The sequence below is a fragment of the Helicobacter felistomachi genome, assembly GCF_030296895.1.
GTDB classification, from domain to species: domain Bacteria; phylum Campylobacterota; class Campylobacteria; order Campylobacterales; family Helicobacteraceae; genus Helicobacter; species Helicobacter felistomachi.
This window is the reverse complement of sequence record NZ_AP028022.1, coordinates 451,313-468,480: the sequence shown is the minus strand read 5'-3', so window position 1 is coordinate 468,480 and position 17,168 is coordinate 451,313. Positions and strand designations below refer to the sequence as shown.

The following is a 17,168-nucleotide window of genomic DNA, read 5'->3' as shown; positions in this document are numbered from 1 at the left end:
ATTTTTGTATAATCTCTTCTTCAGCAATCGTTAGGAGTCCGTATGGCCATCGCCCCCAAAAAACCCGTCAAAGCAGCCCCCCAAGATGCCCCCAAGAAGTTGCGCCGCGTGGGGCTGTTTGAAACCGCCCAAAACACGCAGATTGTGCCGGCGCGGGGATTGTTGCAAGGGATCAATGACATTGGGCAATTCATTGTTAAAATGAAAAAGCATGTCAAAATGGGCGAAAAGCCCGAAGTGGAGTGGATCATTGACCAAATTTGCGACCACTGCGGGGGCAAACTCCAGCACAACAAAGACCTAGCCACTTGCCCTTATTGCCATTGGTCGCTGCACATTGAGAGCCTGACTTACCGAAATGGCACGCCCAAAAAGCCCTTAAAGTGTCGTGTGGAGGGGCGCTCTTTGGTGGTCGACACTTCCATAGACCTAAACAACCCCTACCAATCTAGCTTTAAGGGAGATTTTAAAATCCGCTACCTAAACCACGCCTGCTTATACATTGAGGCAGGGGGGGTGAGCTTGATCACCGACCCGTGGCTTTTAGGCCCTAGCTTTTTAGGAAGCGGGTATTTAGAAAAGGCCAGCTGCAAAGAAGCCGTGCACTTGCTTGTGAAGGCAGATTTTATTTTTATTTCGTCTAACCGCTCCAGTTGCTTACACCCCCAAACTTTGGCCTTTGTGTCAAAAACAAAACCCTTCATTGTGCCTAATTTTGCGTCTAAGAGTGTGGAAAAGAGCTTAAAGGGCCTGGGCTTTAACAACATCCACCCGCTAGAATTTGCCGAGATTTACGAGTTTGGCTCGTTCTTCCAGTTTAGCGTGTTTACTCCCCCCGATGGCACGGAAGAGAGCGGGCTGTATCTGTGCTTGTCCGGGCATGACGTTATTGTCAACGCCTATGGGGGGTATCTCAATTCCTTTAATTTGCCTAGCGATCTCACTTTGCTTTGCACTGCTTTTAGTGGGGGGACTTCCGGCTTTCCCTTTTGCATCAACAACTACAGCGAAACCACGCAAAAGAGCCTACACGCCAGCCATTTAGAGGGGTTTAAAAACCAGCTAGGGCTTTTGATTGAGAACACTAAACCTGCCTATGTCATGCCCATTGCCACCCCCTACAACCAGGACGCCACGAGAGACAGCGCCATTAAAACCCTGAATCTCAAAAACCCCTTTAAAGAGGGGCAACAAATCTGCGAAACCCACAGCCGCAGCCACAGAGAGCAGCCTGTTAAATGGTTGCCCCCCGAAGACAGCCTAACTTTAGAGTTTAAAGAAAGCGACTTGGTGCAGTGGAGGGAAGATATCCATCCCCTTAAGAAAGAAACTCCACAGGCCTATGTCAACTTTTACATAAAAAAATTCACCTATAACCCCACAGAGCTGATGGAGTATTTAAAAGCGGCGGGCTACAAGGCTAAGCAAATTGTAACTTTTGTGCCGATGAATGAAACCTTTGAGCGGGTGGTTGCCCCCATTGTGCAGGCCAACTTTTCCACGCAAAACTTCCGCATTGTGCCTGTTAGAGCCATCGTTAAAGAACAAGAAGGCTACCGCACCTTGGTGTTAAGGGTACGGCCTGAGATTTTAGCCTGTGTGGTGGCTAATGGACTCCCCTTCGCTGAAATGGTTAGGGGCTTTCATTGCCGCATGGAGCGTAGCCCCAACGCCTACGAAGCCCATTTTTGGCACCACTTCAGCCATAAATACATCGCCCCCAAACCCTACACCATTGAACTTGCCAAAGGATAATGCATGTTTTTAGCCGACACAAGGGGCGGGCGTGAACTGCCCCTACTTAAAGCCCTAGCCCACCCCGCTAGCCCCACCAGGGGGCTTTACACCCTAAAAACAATCCCCAAACTTGATTTTGCCGCATGTCTGAATCATAGCTACCAAGAGCTCGCCGCTTACATTTGCGCTGCTTTGGGCTTAAGCGGGGACATGCTGCAACACGCCCTAGAGCGCTACAATAGTTTTAGCCAAACCCATGCGATTGCCCCCTTAAGGCTTTTAACACCCCACCTAGCGGTGCAAGAGCTTTACCACGGCCCCACGCTTGCGTTTAAAGATATGGCACTGCAACCTTTGGGGGCTCTGCTTGGTTCTTTAGCGAAAGACAGCCAAGAGAAGTTTTTAGTTTTAGTGGCGACCAGTGGGGATACAGGGCCGGCAACTTTAGCCAGTCTAGCTGGGCTTGAAAATATTAAAGTTGTATGCCTATACCCCGCCAAAGGGACAAGCCTAGTTCAGGCTTTGCAAATGCAAACCATGGACGCGCCCAATTTAAAAGTCTATGGCATTGAGGGCAACTTTGACGATGCCCAAAGCGCGCTTAAAAATTTACTGGGCGATGCCAAGTTTAACGTCCAACTCAAAGAAAAGGGCTTTTCTGTGGGCGTGGCTAATTCTGTGAACTTTGGGCGGGTGTTGTTTCAGATCGTCTACCATGTTTGGGGTTACTTGGAGTGGGTGCGCTCCCAAAACATTAAGTACGGAGATTTGATTAGGATTGTTGTGCCCAGCGGCAATTTTGGCAACGCTTTAGGGGCGTTTTATGCTAAAGAAATGGGGCTACCGATCGCAAAAATTGCCATTGTGTCTAATGCGAACGATGTCTTAGAAGAGTTTTTTAACACGGGGGTTTATGACATTAGCCATAGGTCTTTACAAAAGACTTATGCTCCCGCGATGGACATTTTAAAAAGCTCTAATGTGGAGCGTTTGCTCTTTGCGCTTTTTGGCTCTGAGCGCACCAAAGAGTGTATGCAAAATTTAGACATCCACAAACGCTATACACTCAGCGCAAGCGAGCTAGAGACATTGCAAGAACATTTTCAAGCGATAAGCTGTATGGATCACGAGTGCCTTAGCTATATCAAACAAGTTTACGCAGAGTTTGATTATCTCATTGACCCGCACACAGCCACCGCCTTTAAAGCCCTAGATTCGCTAAAAAGCCCCCTGCCTAGCGTGGTTGTTTCCACCGCTTCGTGGGGCAAATTCGCTCAAACCACTTGTTTGGCTTTAGAAAACAAGTCCACCGCAGATGATCAAGAAGCGCTGGAAGTGTTGGCTCAAAAAGGGATAACCCCTCCCAGCTGTGTTACAAGCCTACTACAAAAACCCCCCATCCATATAGAAGTGTTAAAAGTTCCTGAGATTGCGCGCCACATTCAAGCGTGGCTTTAAGAGAGAAGGTAAGGCCGTTATGCTAGGGGAGCGCAAGATGCCCCCTTAAAGTGTTTTTAATGTACCTCTCTCCACACTTTTTGTTTCCAAACGTAGGCGAGTAAGGTCATCACGGCAAAGAAAAGCATGATTTGGATGCCTAGCCCGTGGCGTTGGTGGCGTTTGCTATCGCCTGTTTGCTCTAGGTAGTTGATCACTTGTTCTTGGGCCTGTTTGGTTAACCCTATGCGGGGCATGGCTGTGCCGTGCAGGAGTTTTTGCGGATCGTTGATAAACACTTCTAATTTTTCACGCCCGAGTGAGCGGATCATCATCGACAAGTCGGGAGCGTTAGAACCTAAGTAGCGGTGCAAGTCTTTATGATCGGTGATCGCATAAAGTTTATCGTACTTGATGTCGTGGCAGCGTTGGCAGGCTTGCATAAAGACTTGTTGATCGGTGAGTTTCTTAGGCGCGATGGAAGTTAAATACGCCACAATGTCGGCTAGGTCTTGATCGCTAAACTGCGCGAAAGCGGGCATGGGATAGGGGTGGTCGTCTTTGTATTTATGTGTGAGTTTTGCTGCCTTTGTGGGGTCTTTGATGAAGTGGGCTAAGAACTGCGGATTTAGCACGCTGGCGATGTGCGACAAATCGGGGGGCACCACGCCAAAGCTCGCCCCGGCGCTGGCGTGATCCATGGGGGCGGGGATTTTTTGGCTCTCAAGGCTGTGGCATGCCACACAATTTTGCGCCACCAAGTCTTTACCCTTGCTTGCCACACCCTTGCTTAAATCAATGGGCTTTAAGTCTTTAAAGGCAAAGTCCGCGGGGGCGGTTTTTGGCTCCATGATCGAGTGTGCATAAGGCTCCACTCCATAGTAGAGTGCGCCGATCACCACGATGAGGATCGCTAAAATTTTCAACTCTTTCACTCTAGACTCTTTCTTTTCAGCCCGACTAATCAAGGGCAAAATGACAAAGAAAAGGGCCAAGAAGATCAAGGAAGCCACCAAGCCCACATATTTATTGTTCCCCACGGGCGGGAGCTTGCCATAGATCGTGAGCACCACCATATCCACCACCAACAACCAAAACCACACCTGAAAGGCTTTGCGTTGGTGGGCGGGTTTGACCACAGGGCTGTTGTCTAAGAAAGGCAATAAGAAAAAGATGATTTGCGCCACACCAAAGACCACAAGCCCCAAATTGCCGTTGAAAAAGAAGCCTCTCAACACTTCATAACTCCACAAGAAATACCATTCGGGGTAAATGTGTGTGGGGGTTTTTAGGCTGTTGGCGCGCTCGAAGTTGATAGGGTCCATCGCAAATTCGTAGTGGTAGCACACCAAGTAAAAGAAAAACACCATGAAAGCGCACACCACGAAAATGTCTTTTGACAAGAATACAGGCCAAAAGGGGATGACTTTAGATTCTTTTTTGCGCCCTTCCTTATATTTTTGTTCTTCGGCTTCAAAGTCCAACACCTCGCCCTCTTGATTATTGACATGGGGGATACGCAAAGAGTAGAAGTGCATGCCTATGATCATGATGATCACCACGGGCAACAAGAATACATGCAACATGAAGAAACGGGTTAAAGTCGCGTCCGCCACGACATAGTTGCCCCGAATCCACATTAAAAGATCGGGGCCGATGACAGGGATTTTGCCAAAGAGTCCGGTGATCACCGAAGCCGCCCAGTAACTCATCTGCCCCCAGGGCAACATGTAGCCGCTAAAGGCTTCTGCGCTAAAAATCACAAACAAGAGCATGCCGCTGATCCAAATCATCTCCCGTCCTCTTTTATAAGAGCCGTAGTAGATCGCCACGAACATGTGGATATAGATGATGACAAAAATCATGCTCGCAGCCGTGGCGTGGATGTGCCGCCACAACCAGCCAAAGGCGACTTCTTGCATGATGGTGAAGTTCACGCTGTCGTAAGCCAATTTCGCATCGGGTTTGTAATACATCAAAAGAAAAATGCCCGAAACCACAAGGACGGTAAAGAGTGTGAGTAAGATCACCCCCATTGCCCATAGGAAGTTGATATTTTTAGGAATCCAATACTCGGTCATCAAAACTTTAGTGAGTTTTTTAACCCCGAGTCGTTGGTCTAGCCAATCCACAACGCCCTCTGCTTTTTTAATTTCTGCCATATGCGATCCTTATGCTTTCATCATTGCTTGGTACTCAGGGCCCACTTCACCAAAGGTGATCTTGCTCCCGGCCAGCTTAAAGGGGGGATTTCAAAGGGGCGGGGGTGGTGTGCCCGGGATATTCACGCCATCGCTTGTGAAACGTCCCCCATGACAGGGGCATAAAAAGCCCTTGTCAATGGATTCAAAATTGGGGATACAACCCAAATGCGTGCAAATCTGCACCCCCACGGTAAAAACTCCGTCGTTGATCTTAAAATCCCGCTTGGCATCAAAGGGCATGCCCGCTTTCTTTTTGATGATATAAACCGGCTTGCCCCGCCACTCCACCGTGCTAAACTCACCCTCTTTCATTGCGCCCACATCGACACTTGTAAAACCCGCCGACACCACGCTGGGTAAGGGGTCCCATGTTTTTTTCATGGCCACTAGCCCCGCAAGCGCACCCGCTCCCGCCACGCCTGCAAGTGCCATGCTCAAAAAATCCCGCCGATTGATCTCAGCCATCATCGCTCCTCTAGCATTTTTACAAAACATGCATTTTACACTGCAAAACTTAATATTGCGTGTAGAATAGGGGTTTTAGGCCTTTAAATCCGCCCAGTTTTGCGCCAAACGCGCATGGCATTCTAGGGGGACTTTCAGCGGATAAACATTTTCCATGAGAGTTTTTAGCTCTGTGGCTAGGCTTTGGGCTGATTCTTTGGGCACTTCCAAAATGAGTTCGTCATGCACTTGCACGAGCATTTTAAGCTGTGGATAGTGCTCTTTTAGCGCCAACATGGCAAGTTTCATCAAATCGCTCGCACTGCCTTGAAATAGAGTATTTGCGCCCTCTCTCAAATAGTCGGCGACAAGTTTAGGACTTGCCCCCTTAAAGCCAAAAGCACGCACATGCCCTAGCAAAGTTTGCACCTGCCCCTCTTGTAAAATCCGCTCTTTGAGCTCGGTTAAAAAATCTTGAATCGTGGGGAAGGCTTGAAAGTAACGCTGTATGTGCTCTCTAGCTTCTTTTAGGCTAATGTCTAGCGTGGCGGCGAGCCGGTTAGCCCCCATGCCATAAATGAGCCCAAAATTAATCGCCTTAGCCAAAGGTCTTTGTTTAGGGTCGTTAAAAAGAGCTAGAGCGGTGTTGGTGTGGATGTCTTGACCTTCTTTAAAGGCGGCAATTAAATGGGTGTCCTTGCTAAAATGGGCGAGCAGTCTAAGCTCCATTTGCGAGTAGTCCAAACCTAGCAACACAAAGCCCTTTGGGGCGATAAAAGCCCGGGCAATTTGTTGTCCTAAAGGGGTGCGTATGGGGACGTTTTGTAAATTAGGCTTGCTGGAGCTTAACCTTGAAGACGCAGTGGTGGTTTGGTGAAAAAGGGTGTGGATTTTGCCTTTTATTTGGCGTTCTAATAGGGGCTTGACATAGGTGCTTTGGAGTTTAAAAATCTCTCTGTATTCTAAAAGCGTGCCTAGCAAACTAGACACACAAATGCCCTTGATGCTCTGCCCTGTGTAGGCTTGTTGCAAGGCTTTTAGGCTCGCTTCGTTGGTGGATAGCCCGGTCTTGATCTTCGTGGCGTGCTTGCTTGCGAGCTCTAAATGGGTGTAAAGAAATTGTGCCCATTGTTTGGAAGAGTTGGGGTTAATGTCCGTGTGGGCTCCAGCTTGTATGCGCTGCTCTAGCTGTGCTAGCGTCTGTTTAAACTCTGCGTCTAAAGCTTGCAAATAGTCTAAATCTAACAAAAACCCATGCTCTTGCATTTGGGCTAAAAGCGTGAGTAGGGGGTATTCTAGGTTATGGGCTAACTCCCACAAAGGGGGGTTTAAATTTTCTTTGTAGTGCCGGTAAGCCTTTAGGATCATTGGGGCGTTGTGGCGCATAGCCGCCGCGATTTGCGTTAAGTTGCCCTCTAGGGGGGCGGGTGCGCCCAAATGTAGGCTTAAAGCTAGGGCATTCAAAGAATTGTCTAAATAGCAATCCTTAAGCCACGCCAATAAGTGCACATCTTCAAAGCTCCCCCCCTTAAACGCCCCAAAACGCCCCAAACAGCTAAAAACCTCCTTCATGTCGTAGCCGATGAGTGAACAAGTGTAAAGCTGCTGCACTAAAGCCGGCGCAAGCAAATCGTTTAACAGCACCGCCATAAACTCCCCACCCAAGGGCAACACCCCGAGCAACACGCCCCCTTTAAGCTCTTTGGCTTGCACCACACAGGGGGGGCTTTTGGCGAGTTTGTCTAACACCTCTTGGCTGGAGTTTAAGGGCGTGCTTTGGGGGCTAATGGCGGCTTTGGGCTGGATTTGCTCTAACAGGCCAAACATTTCAAACTCCGCCAAAGCGTCTTGTATTTTTAATAGGGGATTTTCTGTGGGAAAATCGGGGGGCACTTTAAAGTCTAGTTTTAAATCACTTTTAAGCGTGGCAAGCTCTCTACTCAAAAAGGCCTGGTCTTTGTAGGCTCTTAAGGCACTTTGTAATTTGGGGGGGAGCTTGTCTAGGTTGGCATAGATGCTTTCTAAGTCCCCCCACTCTTGCAAAAGGGCAGCCGCCCCCTTTGCGCCAATGCCCCTAACCCCCTTGTAGCCATCGCTGCTATCGCCCACCAAGCCCTGATAGTCCGTGAATTGTTTGGGGTGTATCTTGTATTTTTCTAGGCAAAAATCCACGCCCCTCATGCTCTTGTTGCTTAAATCAAAGAGCACCACCCGCTCGCTCACAAGCTGGAAAAAGTCCTTATCTGCGCTAAAAATGCGGATATGTGGTGCACTAAAATGGCGGCACAAGCTGGCGATGACATCATCGCTCTCATAACCCGCCACGCTTAAAGCGCACAGCCCCATGCGCTCCATCCACTCAAAAATGATGGGGAGCTGTTCCTCCAAATGCGGGGGGGCTTGGCGGTTAGCCTTGTAGTCTTGGTGCAAGTCTTTGCGGTGGTTGCTGCCCCCCTCTAGGGCGAAAATCAAACCCTCGGCTTTTTGGTTGTAGAGTGTATGCACGATTTTGGCAAAGGCATTGAGCCACGCGGTGTTCAAGCCCTTTGAAGTGTGTAAGTCCTTTAAGGGGTAGTAAAATTTAAAGAGCAGACTAAAAGTGTCAACAAGGTGTAGGGTTTTCATGTTTTAGGCAATGGGTGAATAAATAGCGGTGTTCTTCAGGCAGGGCTTCGTAAATCTTTAAAGCTAGGGCGCGAATCTCCCAAAGGGCTTTGCTGTCTGTGCGTAGGTTTAAGAAGTTTTGCAAACTGCGGGCATTCAAGCTAAAGGCGAGGCTGGTTTTATAACTCTCTGGCATGGCAAATTTGGCGTAATCGTTTTTAATGTTTTGCACGATGAGGAGGCGTAAATTTTCTAAGGCTTGCACGCTCGCCCTATCCACCGCCTCCACTCCCGTAAAGACTAAAAACTTTTTGGCCCGCTCTAAATTTTGTGGCTCTAGGGGCAAAAAGCTCTCTTCGCTTTTGAGTTCTCTTAGCGTGTAACGGCTGGATTTGACAGAGAAACTAGCCATGCGATGGCGGGCTAACTCTTGCAAGCAACCCCGAGAAATGCCCTGTATGTCAAAGTTATAAAATAAATGCTCCAAAGTGGAGTTGTGGCGGTATTTGTTCGCCACGCGGTCGATGAGTTCTAAATCCTTGCGTCCCCCATTGTCGCTATAACCAAAACTCTGGTAACAAGTCCTGATGGCTTCGTAGCAACAAGATAGCGGCGTGGCGTGTTTTAAAAGCACTTGCATAAAATACCTTAGTTTTGGTTGAGTGGTTTAAAGCCTAGATATTTAGGCGTGTAAAGGGTGTTGGTGTAGGTGATCTGCTGGTCTTGCAAGGGTTCTTTAAAGTAGCGTTGCAAGTGGGGGTAAAAGCGTGTGAGCATGTGTTCTAAACAATCTACACTTGTGTAGCCCACCCAGTCGTATTTTAAATTGCTGTTTAATAAAGCCGCGGTTTGGCTCAAATAGGGGTTCAATGCGGCTAGGGCGTTGGTGATGTAAAGGTTTTGGCGGTCTTGTGGCTGGGTCAGCATGAACATGGATAAATTGAAGTTGATTTGCGAAGAGAGCAGCATTTGGGGGCGCTCACGGCTAGAGAGCATGCCTATTTGGCTTAAGAGCATGCCTGTTTTGACAATGGAAGTGTTGAAAAGCACCACGCCATTTTTTAGATAGCGGCGTTGTTTCCCAAGATCCTTGCCAAAAGTGCTCGCCTTTTTAAAAGTGATGGTGTCTTCATAGACCACATTGGCCCCCAAGTCTTTTAAGCTTTTGCTAAGCATCTCCCCCCGAAAGCTGTCATCGTTATAGACAACTAGGGGCCTGTGCTGGCTAAACTCTAAAAGCATCGCCACTTGTTTGGGAAAGTCAATCCCCCCAAAAATGAGCGTGGAGGGCAAGTCCATGCGCTTTTCTAGCTGGTGTTTATTCACCGTGGGGACAATGGTCGGCAGGTTTAGGGGCGTTTTAGCCACTAAATTTTGCACCCCCTCTTGGGTCAAAAGGGCGATGACAAAGGGAAACCCCTCTTTGGCAATATTTTGGTAAGTTTTTTTGAGGCTCTCAGGGTCTTCTTTTTGGCTGTCAAAGACTTTGAGCGTGAAGTCGTGATTTTTGAGAGACAGGTAAGCCAAAAGGGCGCTTGTGGAAGTGTCGGCGTAACGCCCTATGACTTTTTTAGGCACTAAAAGCGCGACTTTATACACCTCTCTGGCATTTTGCGCGTCCTCCACCTGTGGGTTTTGTGCACTCAAGGTGGGGTTTAAGAGGTCGTCTATGATGGTGTAATTGTCTTGCAGCTGTGCATCCTCTGTGTCTGCGGCGTAGTGCGCCATGAACGAAAATATCTGTCCGCTGGCATAGAGTTTATACAAACAATCGGGGCTACACGCCTCTAAGCTCACCACGATTTGGCGGGCGGGGGGATGGGCGATGGCAGGCGAGGGCGCGCCTTAGCTCCCAAAGTGCCTAGAAAAACTAGGCTTAAGAGCAAGCCCAAGGGGCTAGTCTTTGTGCTTTTTAAAGACATGGGGGCTTAGCATGTTGGCGGGTTGGAAAATCTCGTCTAGCTGTTCTTGGGTGAGGTATTTGCGCTCCAGCACAATTTCGTGGATGGATTTGCCGGTTTCTAGGGCTTCTTTGGCAATGGAGGCGGATTTTTCATACCCGATGTGCGGGTTAAGGGCTGTCACGATGCCGATGCTGTTAAACACATAGTCTTGACAAATTTTTTCATTAGCGGTGATGCCTAAAATACATTTATCCACCAAAGTGTGGATCGCCCGATCGAGCATTAAGAAAGAATGGAAAAGTTTATAAGCGATCACGGGCTCAAAGACGTTGAGCTGTAATTGTCCGCCCTCAGCCGCCATCGCCACAGAGAGGTCATTGCCAATCACAGAGAAACACACTTGGTTGACGACCTCGGGGATCACGGGATTGACCTTGCCGGGCATGATGGAGCTGCCCGGTTGCATTTTGGGTAGGTTGATTTCATTTAGGCCCGCTCTAGGACCTGAACTGAGCAAGCGTAAGTCATTGCAGATTTTAGAGAGCTTGATAGACACCCTTTTAAGTGCCCCGCTCACTTGCACATAGGCCCCAGTGCTTTGGCTGGCTTCAATGAGGTTTTGGGCGATGGTGAAAGGGCGGCCCGTAACCTCTTGAATTTTCTTTTCCACAATGCCCTTATAGTCGGGGTGGGAGTTGATGCCCGTGCCAATGGCCGTGCCGCCTAGATTAAGCACCCTAGTCCAGTTACGCGCATCTAGGACGTGCTGGATGTCCTTTTCCACCATGCACATAAAGGTTTCAAACTCTTGGCCCAAAGTCATGGGCACGGCATCTTGTAGCTGTGTGCGCCCCATTTTAAGGATATGGGAAAACTCTTTGGCCTTCACGGCAAACGCGTCTTTTAAGACTTTAAGGGTTTGAGTGAGTTTGTCTAGCCTTTCATAAATGGCAATTTTTAGGGCTGAGGGGTAGGTGTCGTTGGTGGATTGGGAGCGGTTGACATGGTCGTTGGGGTGGCAGTATTGGTACTCGCCTTTTTTATGCCCCAAGAACTCTAAAGCGAGGTTAGCGATCACTTCGTTGACGTTCATGTTAGTGCTGGTGCCCGCTCCGCCTTGGATCATGTCTACCACGAATTGATCTAAATATTCGCCGGCAATGATCTTATCGCAAGCGTGGCAAATCGCGTCTTTGATCTTTACATCGATCAAGCCCAATTCGGCGTTTGCCAAAGCCGCCGCCTTTTTCACTTGCGCGAAAGAGCGGATAAACACGGGGTAGTTGTAAAGGCGATCGTGCGTGATGCTGAAGTTCTCCACTGCTCGTATGGTTTGGATGCCATAGTACAGCTCATCATTAATTTCCATTTCGCCGATAAAGTCGTGCTCTCTTCTGGTAGCCATAAACTCTCCTTTGCTTAAAAATAAAGCGGTATTCTACCCACTTAAAATTAATATTAACACCAAAATCATGTTATCATAGCCCAAAAGCTAACCAATTCACTTTGAAGGATTTATTAAAATGCATGTAAGCGACATTCAAGAGCTCATGGCTGTCTTTGACAAGAGCCAAATCAGTTATTTTAAGCTCAAAATGGAAAATGTGGAATTGGTGCTAGACAAGTCGGGCAAAAGAAACGCCACCGCGATCGCTGTTGAAAGCACCCCGGTTGTCCCCCTACAAACCCCCACCGCCAGTGCTTGCGCGATCAACACCACAACTGGGGCTGCCAGCGTGGGGCAAAAAAGCAAAGAAGATTACATTTTATCGCCCATGGTCGGCACTTTCTACCACCGCCCCAGCCCCACCGCCAGCCCCTATGTGCAAGTGGGCGACACGATCAAAAAGGGGCAGGTGATCGGCATTGTGGAAGCGATGAAAATCATGAACGAGATCGAATCCGAGTGCGATTGCAGAATCCTAGCCATTGAAGTGGACGATGCGACCGCCGTAGAATACGGCACGCAGCTCATTAAAATTGAGAAACTTTAAGGCGTGGCATGGAGAAAGAGATTCAGCGCATTTTGATCGCCAATCGGGGGGAGATTGTGCTAAGGGCGGTGCGGACCATCGCCCAAATGGGCAAACAATCCATCGCCATTTATTCTAGTGCTGACAAAGATGCCCACTACCTCAACACCGCTGATGCTAAAGTGTGCGTGGGCGGACCTAAATCTGCAGAAAGTTATCTTAATATTCCTGCGATCATTAGTGCCGCCGAGCTCTTTGAGGCGGATGCGATTTTCCCCGGGTATGGGTTTTTAAGCGAGAATCAAAACTTTGTGGAGATTTGTACCCACCACGGGCTAGAGTTCATTGGCCCCAGTGCTGAGGTGATGGCTTTAATGGGGGACAAGTCCAAAGCTAAAGCGTGCATGCAAGCTGTGGGTGTGCCCGTGATTGAGGGTTCTAATGGGATTTTAAAGAGCTATGAAGAAGCGCTAGAGGTAGCTGAGCGCATCGGCTTTCCCATCATCATCAAGGCGGCCAATGGTGGGGGTGGGCGGGGCATGCGTGTGGTGGAGAAAGCCAGTGCGCTTAAAAATCTCTACCTAGCCGCTGAAACCGAGGCACTAAGTGCCTTTGGAGATGGGAGTGTTTACATTGAAAAATTCATTAAAAACCCCAAGCACATCGAGGTGCAAATCCTAGCCGACAAGCATGGCAATGTGATCCATGTGGGCGAGCGCGATTGCTCCACGCAACGCCGCCAGCAAAAGCTCATTGAAGAAACCCCAGCGTTGGTGTTGCAAGAAGAAGTGCGTCAACGACTCTTAACAACAGCGATCAACGCTGCCAAACACATTGGCTATGTGGGGGCGGGGACTTTTGAGTTTTTGCTAGATGCCAATGGACAGAATTTTTACTTCATGGAGATGAACACGCGCCTACAAGTGGAGCACACAGTGAGCGAAATGGTGAGCGGCTTAGATTTAGTGGAGTGGATGGTTAGAATCGCTCAAGGGGAAACGCTCCCCCCTCAAGAATCGATTGTCTGCAGGGGGCACGCCATAGAGTGCCGCATCACAGCCGAAGACCCTAAAACCTTCACCCCAAGCGCGGGTAAAATCACTTCTTGGATCGCTCCCGGGGGGATGGGGGTGCGCTTTGACACCCACGCTTATGCGGGTTACAATGTCCCGCCTTATTACGATTCGATGATCGGTAAATTGGTCGTGCACGCCCCCGATCGAGAGCAGGCCATCGCTAAAATGAAGCGGGCACTCAAAGAGTTTTTTGTGAAGGGGATCAAGACGACTAAGGATTTTCATTTAAGCATGCTAGATAACCCCGATTTTAGGCGCAATACCATCCACACGAAGTATTTAGAAACCCAAAACCAACCAAAGGAATCCTGATGTATGCGGATAAAATTAAAAGCATCGCTCCTTCACAAACCATCGCCATCACCACGCTGGCGCAGGAGTTGAAGGCGCAAGGCAAGGATATTTTAAGTTTCAGTGCGGGTGAACCCGACTTTGACACCCCCCCTTGCGTGAAGGAGGCGGCCAAAGCAGCGATCGATGCGGGCTTTAGCAAATACACCCCTGTGAAGGGCATCCCCGAATTATTGCAGGCCATCGCTAAAAAATTCCAAAATGAAAATGGCTTAAACTACGGGGCCGATGAAGTCATGGCAAGCAATGGGGCGAAACAATGTTTATTCAACGCTTTTCAGGCCCTCATCAATCCTGGCGATGAGGTGATCATCCCCGCCCCCTATTGGGTGAGTTACCCCGAGTTGGTTACTTATAGCGGGGGTAAAAATGTCTTTTTACCCACCGATGCCGCCACAGGATTTAAAATCACCCCCGATCAACTCCAAAAAGCTTTAACCCCTAAGACAAAAATTTTAGTCCTAACCAGCCCTTCAAACCCCACAGGCATGATTTACACCAAAGCCGAGCTGCAAGCCCTAGCAGAGGTGTTGGAAAACACCAAAGTTTGGGTTTTAAGCGATGAAATTTATGAAAAGCTGGTCTACGAGGGGTCTATGTGCTCTTTTGGCGCACTAGAGGGGCAATTAGAGCGCACCATCACCATTAATGGCTTAAGTAAGGCGGTGAGCATGACTGGCTGGCGCGTGGGTTATTTGGGCACTAAGGATAAAACCTTGTTAAAACACATGCTTGCCTTGCAAAGCCACAGCACCTCTAACATTAACTCAATCGCCCAAAAGGCTGCCCTAGCCGCCCTACAAGGTTGTGCAGATCAAGATATTGAAAAGATGCGCCTTGCTTTTAAAGAACGCCGCGACATCGCCTACGCGGGGCTTAATGAAATCAAGGGCTTAAGTGCCTTAAAGCCACAGGGGGCGTTTTATCTGTGGATACAAATCCCCGGACAGAACTCCATGCAGTTTTGCCAAACACTCTTGGAAAAACAGGGCATCGCACTCGTGCCGGGCAGTGCCTTTGGAGTTGAGGGCTTTGTGCGCATGTCCTATGCTTGTTCGCTAGAACAAATCAAAGCCGGGCTAGAGCGGCTTAAAAAGTTTATGGACGCATAAGTTTTCGCATTTATAAGAGAATCACTAAGCCTGGTTGTTTCAGGGGTGGCACCAACAGCTCCATAAACCCTAAACCCTAACAAGCATACAGTTCCCACGGAATTGTTTTTCCACTTGCCCCGCATTTGCGCGCATGCCAGTGCCAAACTCTTTTAACGATTTAAAACTTTTCTTGTACCGTAACAATTTTGCAGAATCGCGAGCATGGTTTCTCATTTTTGGACTTTTTTATTCAAACAATTCTTTGATTATCTAATTTTAATTACAATGAGCGCCATGTGGTTTTCAATGAGGAGTTTTCATTGCAATTCTTAAATCGTTTAAAGTTACAGGGCAAGATTATATTGATCATCTCCATCCCTATGGTTATCTTGTTGTTCTTCATGGGTTGGCAACTACACAGCACTTACAATGAGCTCAGCCTCAATAAGGATTTGGCACGCCAAATAGAAGTGTCTAAATATATATTTGCACTGGTGCACGAGATGCAAAAAGAGCGGGGGATGAGTGCAGGGTTCTTGTCCAGCGGGGGAGTGCAATTTGCCGACAAGTTGCCCGAGCAAAGGCAAAACACAAATGTTAAGTTAGAGGCACTTAAAAAATTTCTAGGCACGGTTTCTAGTCTAGGCGCGCATTACAGGCAGGCTGTGCAAAGAGGGCTTGATTTCTTAGATCAATTGCCCCAAAGGCGCGATGCGATGGAGACTAAGGACAAAAAGGCACTTGTCAACGACACAATCGCCTACTTTACAAAGGGCATTGACATGTTTTTGGACACTGTGCTCAATTCCATTAAAACCATCTCCAACCCTAAAATCTCTCACGCGGCGATGGTATATATCAGTTTTCTTTACGCCAAAGAGATGTCGGGACTGGAGCGCGCCACAGCCAACCGCATTTTTATTGCCAACGACCCTGCCGATCCGCAATACGCACATTTCATCGCCCTCGTCGCCAAACAAGAAGTTTTTGAAAAATATTTTCTATCCTTTGGGGACACGCAGAGCATCGCGCTTTTTCAGCGTATTTCCACAGACCCGAGCTTTAAAGAGGTGGAGAAAATGCGCCACATCCTTATGCAAAAATATTTAGTGGGGGGATTTGGCGTGAATCCCACACTTTGGTTTAACACCATCACCAAGAAAATTGATCTATTAAAGAAGGTGGAGGATAGCGTCAATGCGCACATCACAAAGCTTGATAAGACGGAGATTCTCAAAGAAACCCATTATTTTGAATTGTTGGCGATCTCTGAAACGCTGATCATCCTTGTAACAACGATCCTGGCTTTCTTGATGATGCGCTATATCTCCAAGAGATTGCAAAAGGTCAACAAGACATTAAAATACATCGTAGATAACAAGACTTTTACAGACAAAATTAGCATCGCCACCAACGATGAGATCGGGTTTATGGCCCACTCTGTGAATACTTTTATAGAAGACATGCGCGACATTTTACAACGAATCTTCCAGCAAGTGCAGAGCAACACCGCTGTTTCTAAGACCCTAAACACCATTTCCATAGGTCTAGACTCCAATTCCAAACAAATCGAACAAATTAGTCAAAACAACACAGATTTAAGCCACTCTAGCCGCCAGGCTTTAGACGATAGCTTGGCGATGTCTATCTCCACTAAAGAGCTTTTAGAGGGAGTTCTTGATAATGTGAGCGACACTAAAACGGCTGTGGCGGCCATCAACAAACATGTCCAAGACAATATGGCTAATGAAGAAAACGGCGTGGCACAAATGCAAGCTTTATCCGCAGAGGCACAAAACATACGCAGCATTTTAGACACCATCACAGACATCGCCAAGCAGACAAACTTATTGGCCCTCAATGCGGCCATTGAAGCGGCGCGCGCGGGCGAGCACGGGCGTGGCTTTGCGGTGGTCGCGGATGAAGTGCGGGCTTTGGCTGAGAGAACCAAAAACAGCACGACAGAGAGCGAAGCCATCGTGACAAATATCTTGGAGTCTATTGAAAAGATCAATGGGGAGAGAAAAAATAGCCTCCAATTAATGCATGCCCTCACCAAGCAATCAAGCGACATGCAAACCCATGTCCAGCAGCTGGCAGGTGTGATCGTTAATGTTGTGGATCAATCTTTGGCGAATCTAGACAACATCAATAAAATCAATAAGCACACGGCAAGCGTCCTTGAAAATGGGGACAAGATCGCCTCATGCGTGCAGGATTTGTTAAAAATCAACGATTCTATGCAAACGTCTTCTAACGAGCTCAACCAACAAACCAACGATTTAAACAGCTTTTTGAGCGTGTTTAAGATTTAAGCGAGCACCTGCTCTTAGTCTTGTAGGGC

The 17,168-nt window shown here is 48.1% G+C and carries 11 protein-coding genes and 2 pseudogenes; 6 read left to right on the top strand and 7 right to left on the bottom strand.

What is annotated here, in order from left to right; all coding sequences use genetic code 11:
• Nucleotides 1-42: 42 nt before the first annotated feature.
• Nucleotides 43-1,755, top strand: a complete 1,713-nt coding sequence (locus tag QUE23_RS02435) for an MBL fold metallo-hydrolase (protein ID WP_286349078.1) — start codon at nucleotides 43-45, stop codon at nucleotides 1,753-1,755.
• Nucleotides 1,756-1,758: 3 nt separating this feature from the next.
• A complete protein-coding gene (gene thrC / locus QUE23_RS02430) occupies nucleotides 1,759-3,195 on the top strand; it encodes a threonine synthase (protein WP_286349077.1) in 1,437 nt (478 codons plus the stop codon).
• Nucleotides 3,196-3,251: 56 nt separating this feature from the next.
• On the opposite strand, the gene QUE23_RS02425 is transcribed toward thrC, so the two are convergent.
• From QUE23_RS02425 to aspA, 7 genes and pseudogenes are all read right to left on the bottom strand, one after another.
• Entirely contained in the window at nucleotides 3,252-4,109 is an 858-nt protein-coding gene (locus QUE23_RS02425; protein WP_286349479.1) for a c-type cytochrome, read from the bottom strand.
• A 6-nt stretch (nucleotides 4,110-4,115) separates the two neighbouring features.
• Nucleotides 4,116-5,336, bottom strand: a pseudogene (locus QUE23_RS02420) (cytochrome b); the annotation flags it as partial.
• Between the two features lie 9 nt (nucleotides 5,337-5,345).
• A pseudogene (locus tag QUE23_RS02415) lies at nucleotides 5,346-5,843 on the bottom strand (Rieske 2Fe-2S domain-containing protein).
• Between the two features lie 75 nt (nucleotides 5,844-5,918).
• Nucleotides 5,919-8,447: a DNA polymerase gene (locus QUE23_RS02410; protein ID WP_286349076.1), complete on the bottom strand. Its 2,529-nt coding sequence runs from the start codon at nucleotides 8,445-8,447 to the stop codon at nucleotides 5,919-5,921.
• A complete protein-coding gene (thyX, locus tag QUE23_RS02405; RefSeq protein ID WP_286349075.1) occupies nucleotides 8,425-9,066 on the bottom strand; it encodes an FAD-dependent thymidylate synthase in 642 nt (213 codons plus the stop codon). Before thyX ends, QUE23_RS02410 begins: the two co-directional genes overlap by 23 nt.
• Nucleotides 9,067-9,074: 8 nt before the next feature.
• Nucleotides 9,075-10,226: a type 1 periplasmic-binding domain-containing protein gene (locus tag QUE23_RS02400; protein WP_286349074.1), complete on the bottom strand. Its 1,152-nt coding sequence runs from the start codon at nucleotides 10,224-10,226 to the stop codon at nucleotides 9,075-9,077.
• Nucleotides 10,227-10,322: 96 nt separating this feature from the next.
• Entirely contained in the window at nucleotides 10,323-11,735 is a 1,413-nt protein-coding gene (aspA, locus tag QUE23_RS02395; RefSeq protein WP_286349073.1) for an aspartate ammonia-lyase, read from the bottom strand.
• Between the two features lie 118 nt (nucleotides 11,736-11,853).
• Between aspA and accB the strand changes: the two genes are divergently transcribed.
• The 4 genes from accB to QUE23_RS02375 all read left to right on the top strand — a co-directional run bounded on the left by accB (nucleotide 11,854) and on the right by QUE23_RS02375 (nucleotide 17,139).
• Entirely contained in the window at nucleotides 11,854-12,324 is a 471-nt protein-coding gene (gene accB / locus QUE23_RS02390; protein WP_286349072.1) for an acetyl-CoA carboxylase biotin carboxyl carrier protein, read from the top strand.
• A gap of 8 nt (nucleotides 12,325-12,332) precedes the next feature.
• Entirely contained in the window at nucleotides 12,333-13,691 is a 1,359-nt protein-coding gene (locus QUE23_RS02385; protein WP_286349071.1) for an acetyl-CoA carboxylase biotin carboxylase subunit, read from the top strand.
• Nucleotides 13,688-14,842, top strand: coding sequence for a pyridoxal phosphate-dependent aminotransferase (locus tag QUE23_RS02380; protein ID WP_286349478.1), 1,155 nt, complete (start codon nucleotides 13,688-13,690; stop codon nucleotides 14,840-14,842). Before QUE23_RS02385 ends, QUE23_RS02380 begins: the two co-directional genes overlap by 4 nt.
• Before the next feature lie 302 nt (nucleotides 14,843-15,144).
• Nucleotides 15,145-17,139, top strand: a complete 1,995-nt coding sequence (locus QUE23_RS02375; RefSeq protein ID WP_286349070.1) for a methyl-accepting chemotaxis protein — start codon at nucleotides 15,145-15,147, stop codon at nucleotides 17,137-17,139.
• Nucleotides 17,140-17,168 lie beyond the last annotated feature (29 nt).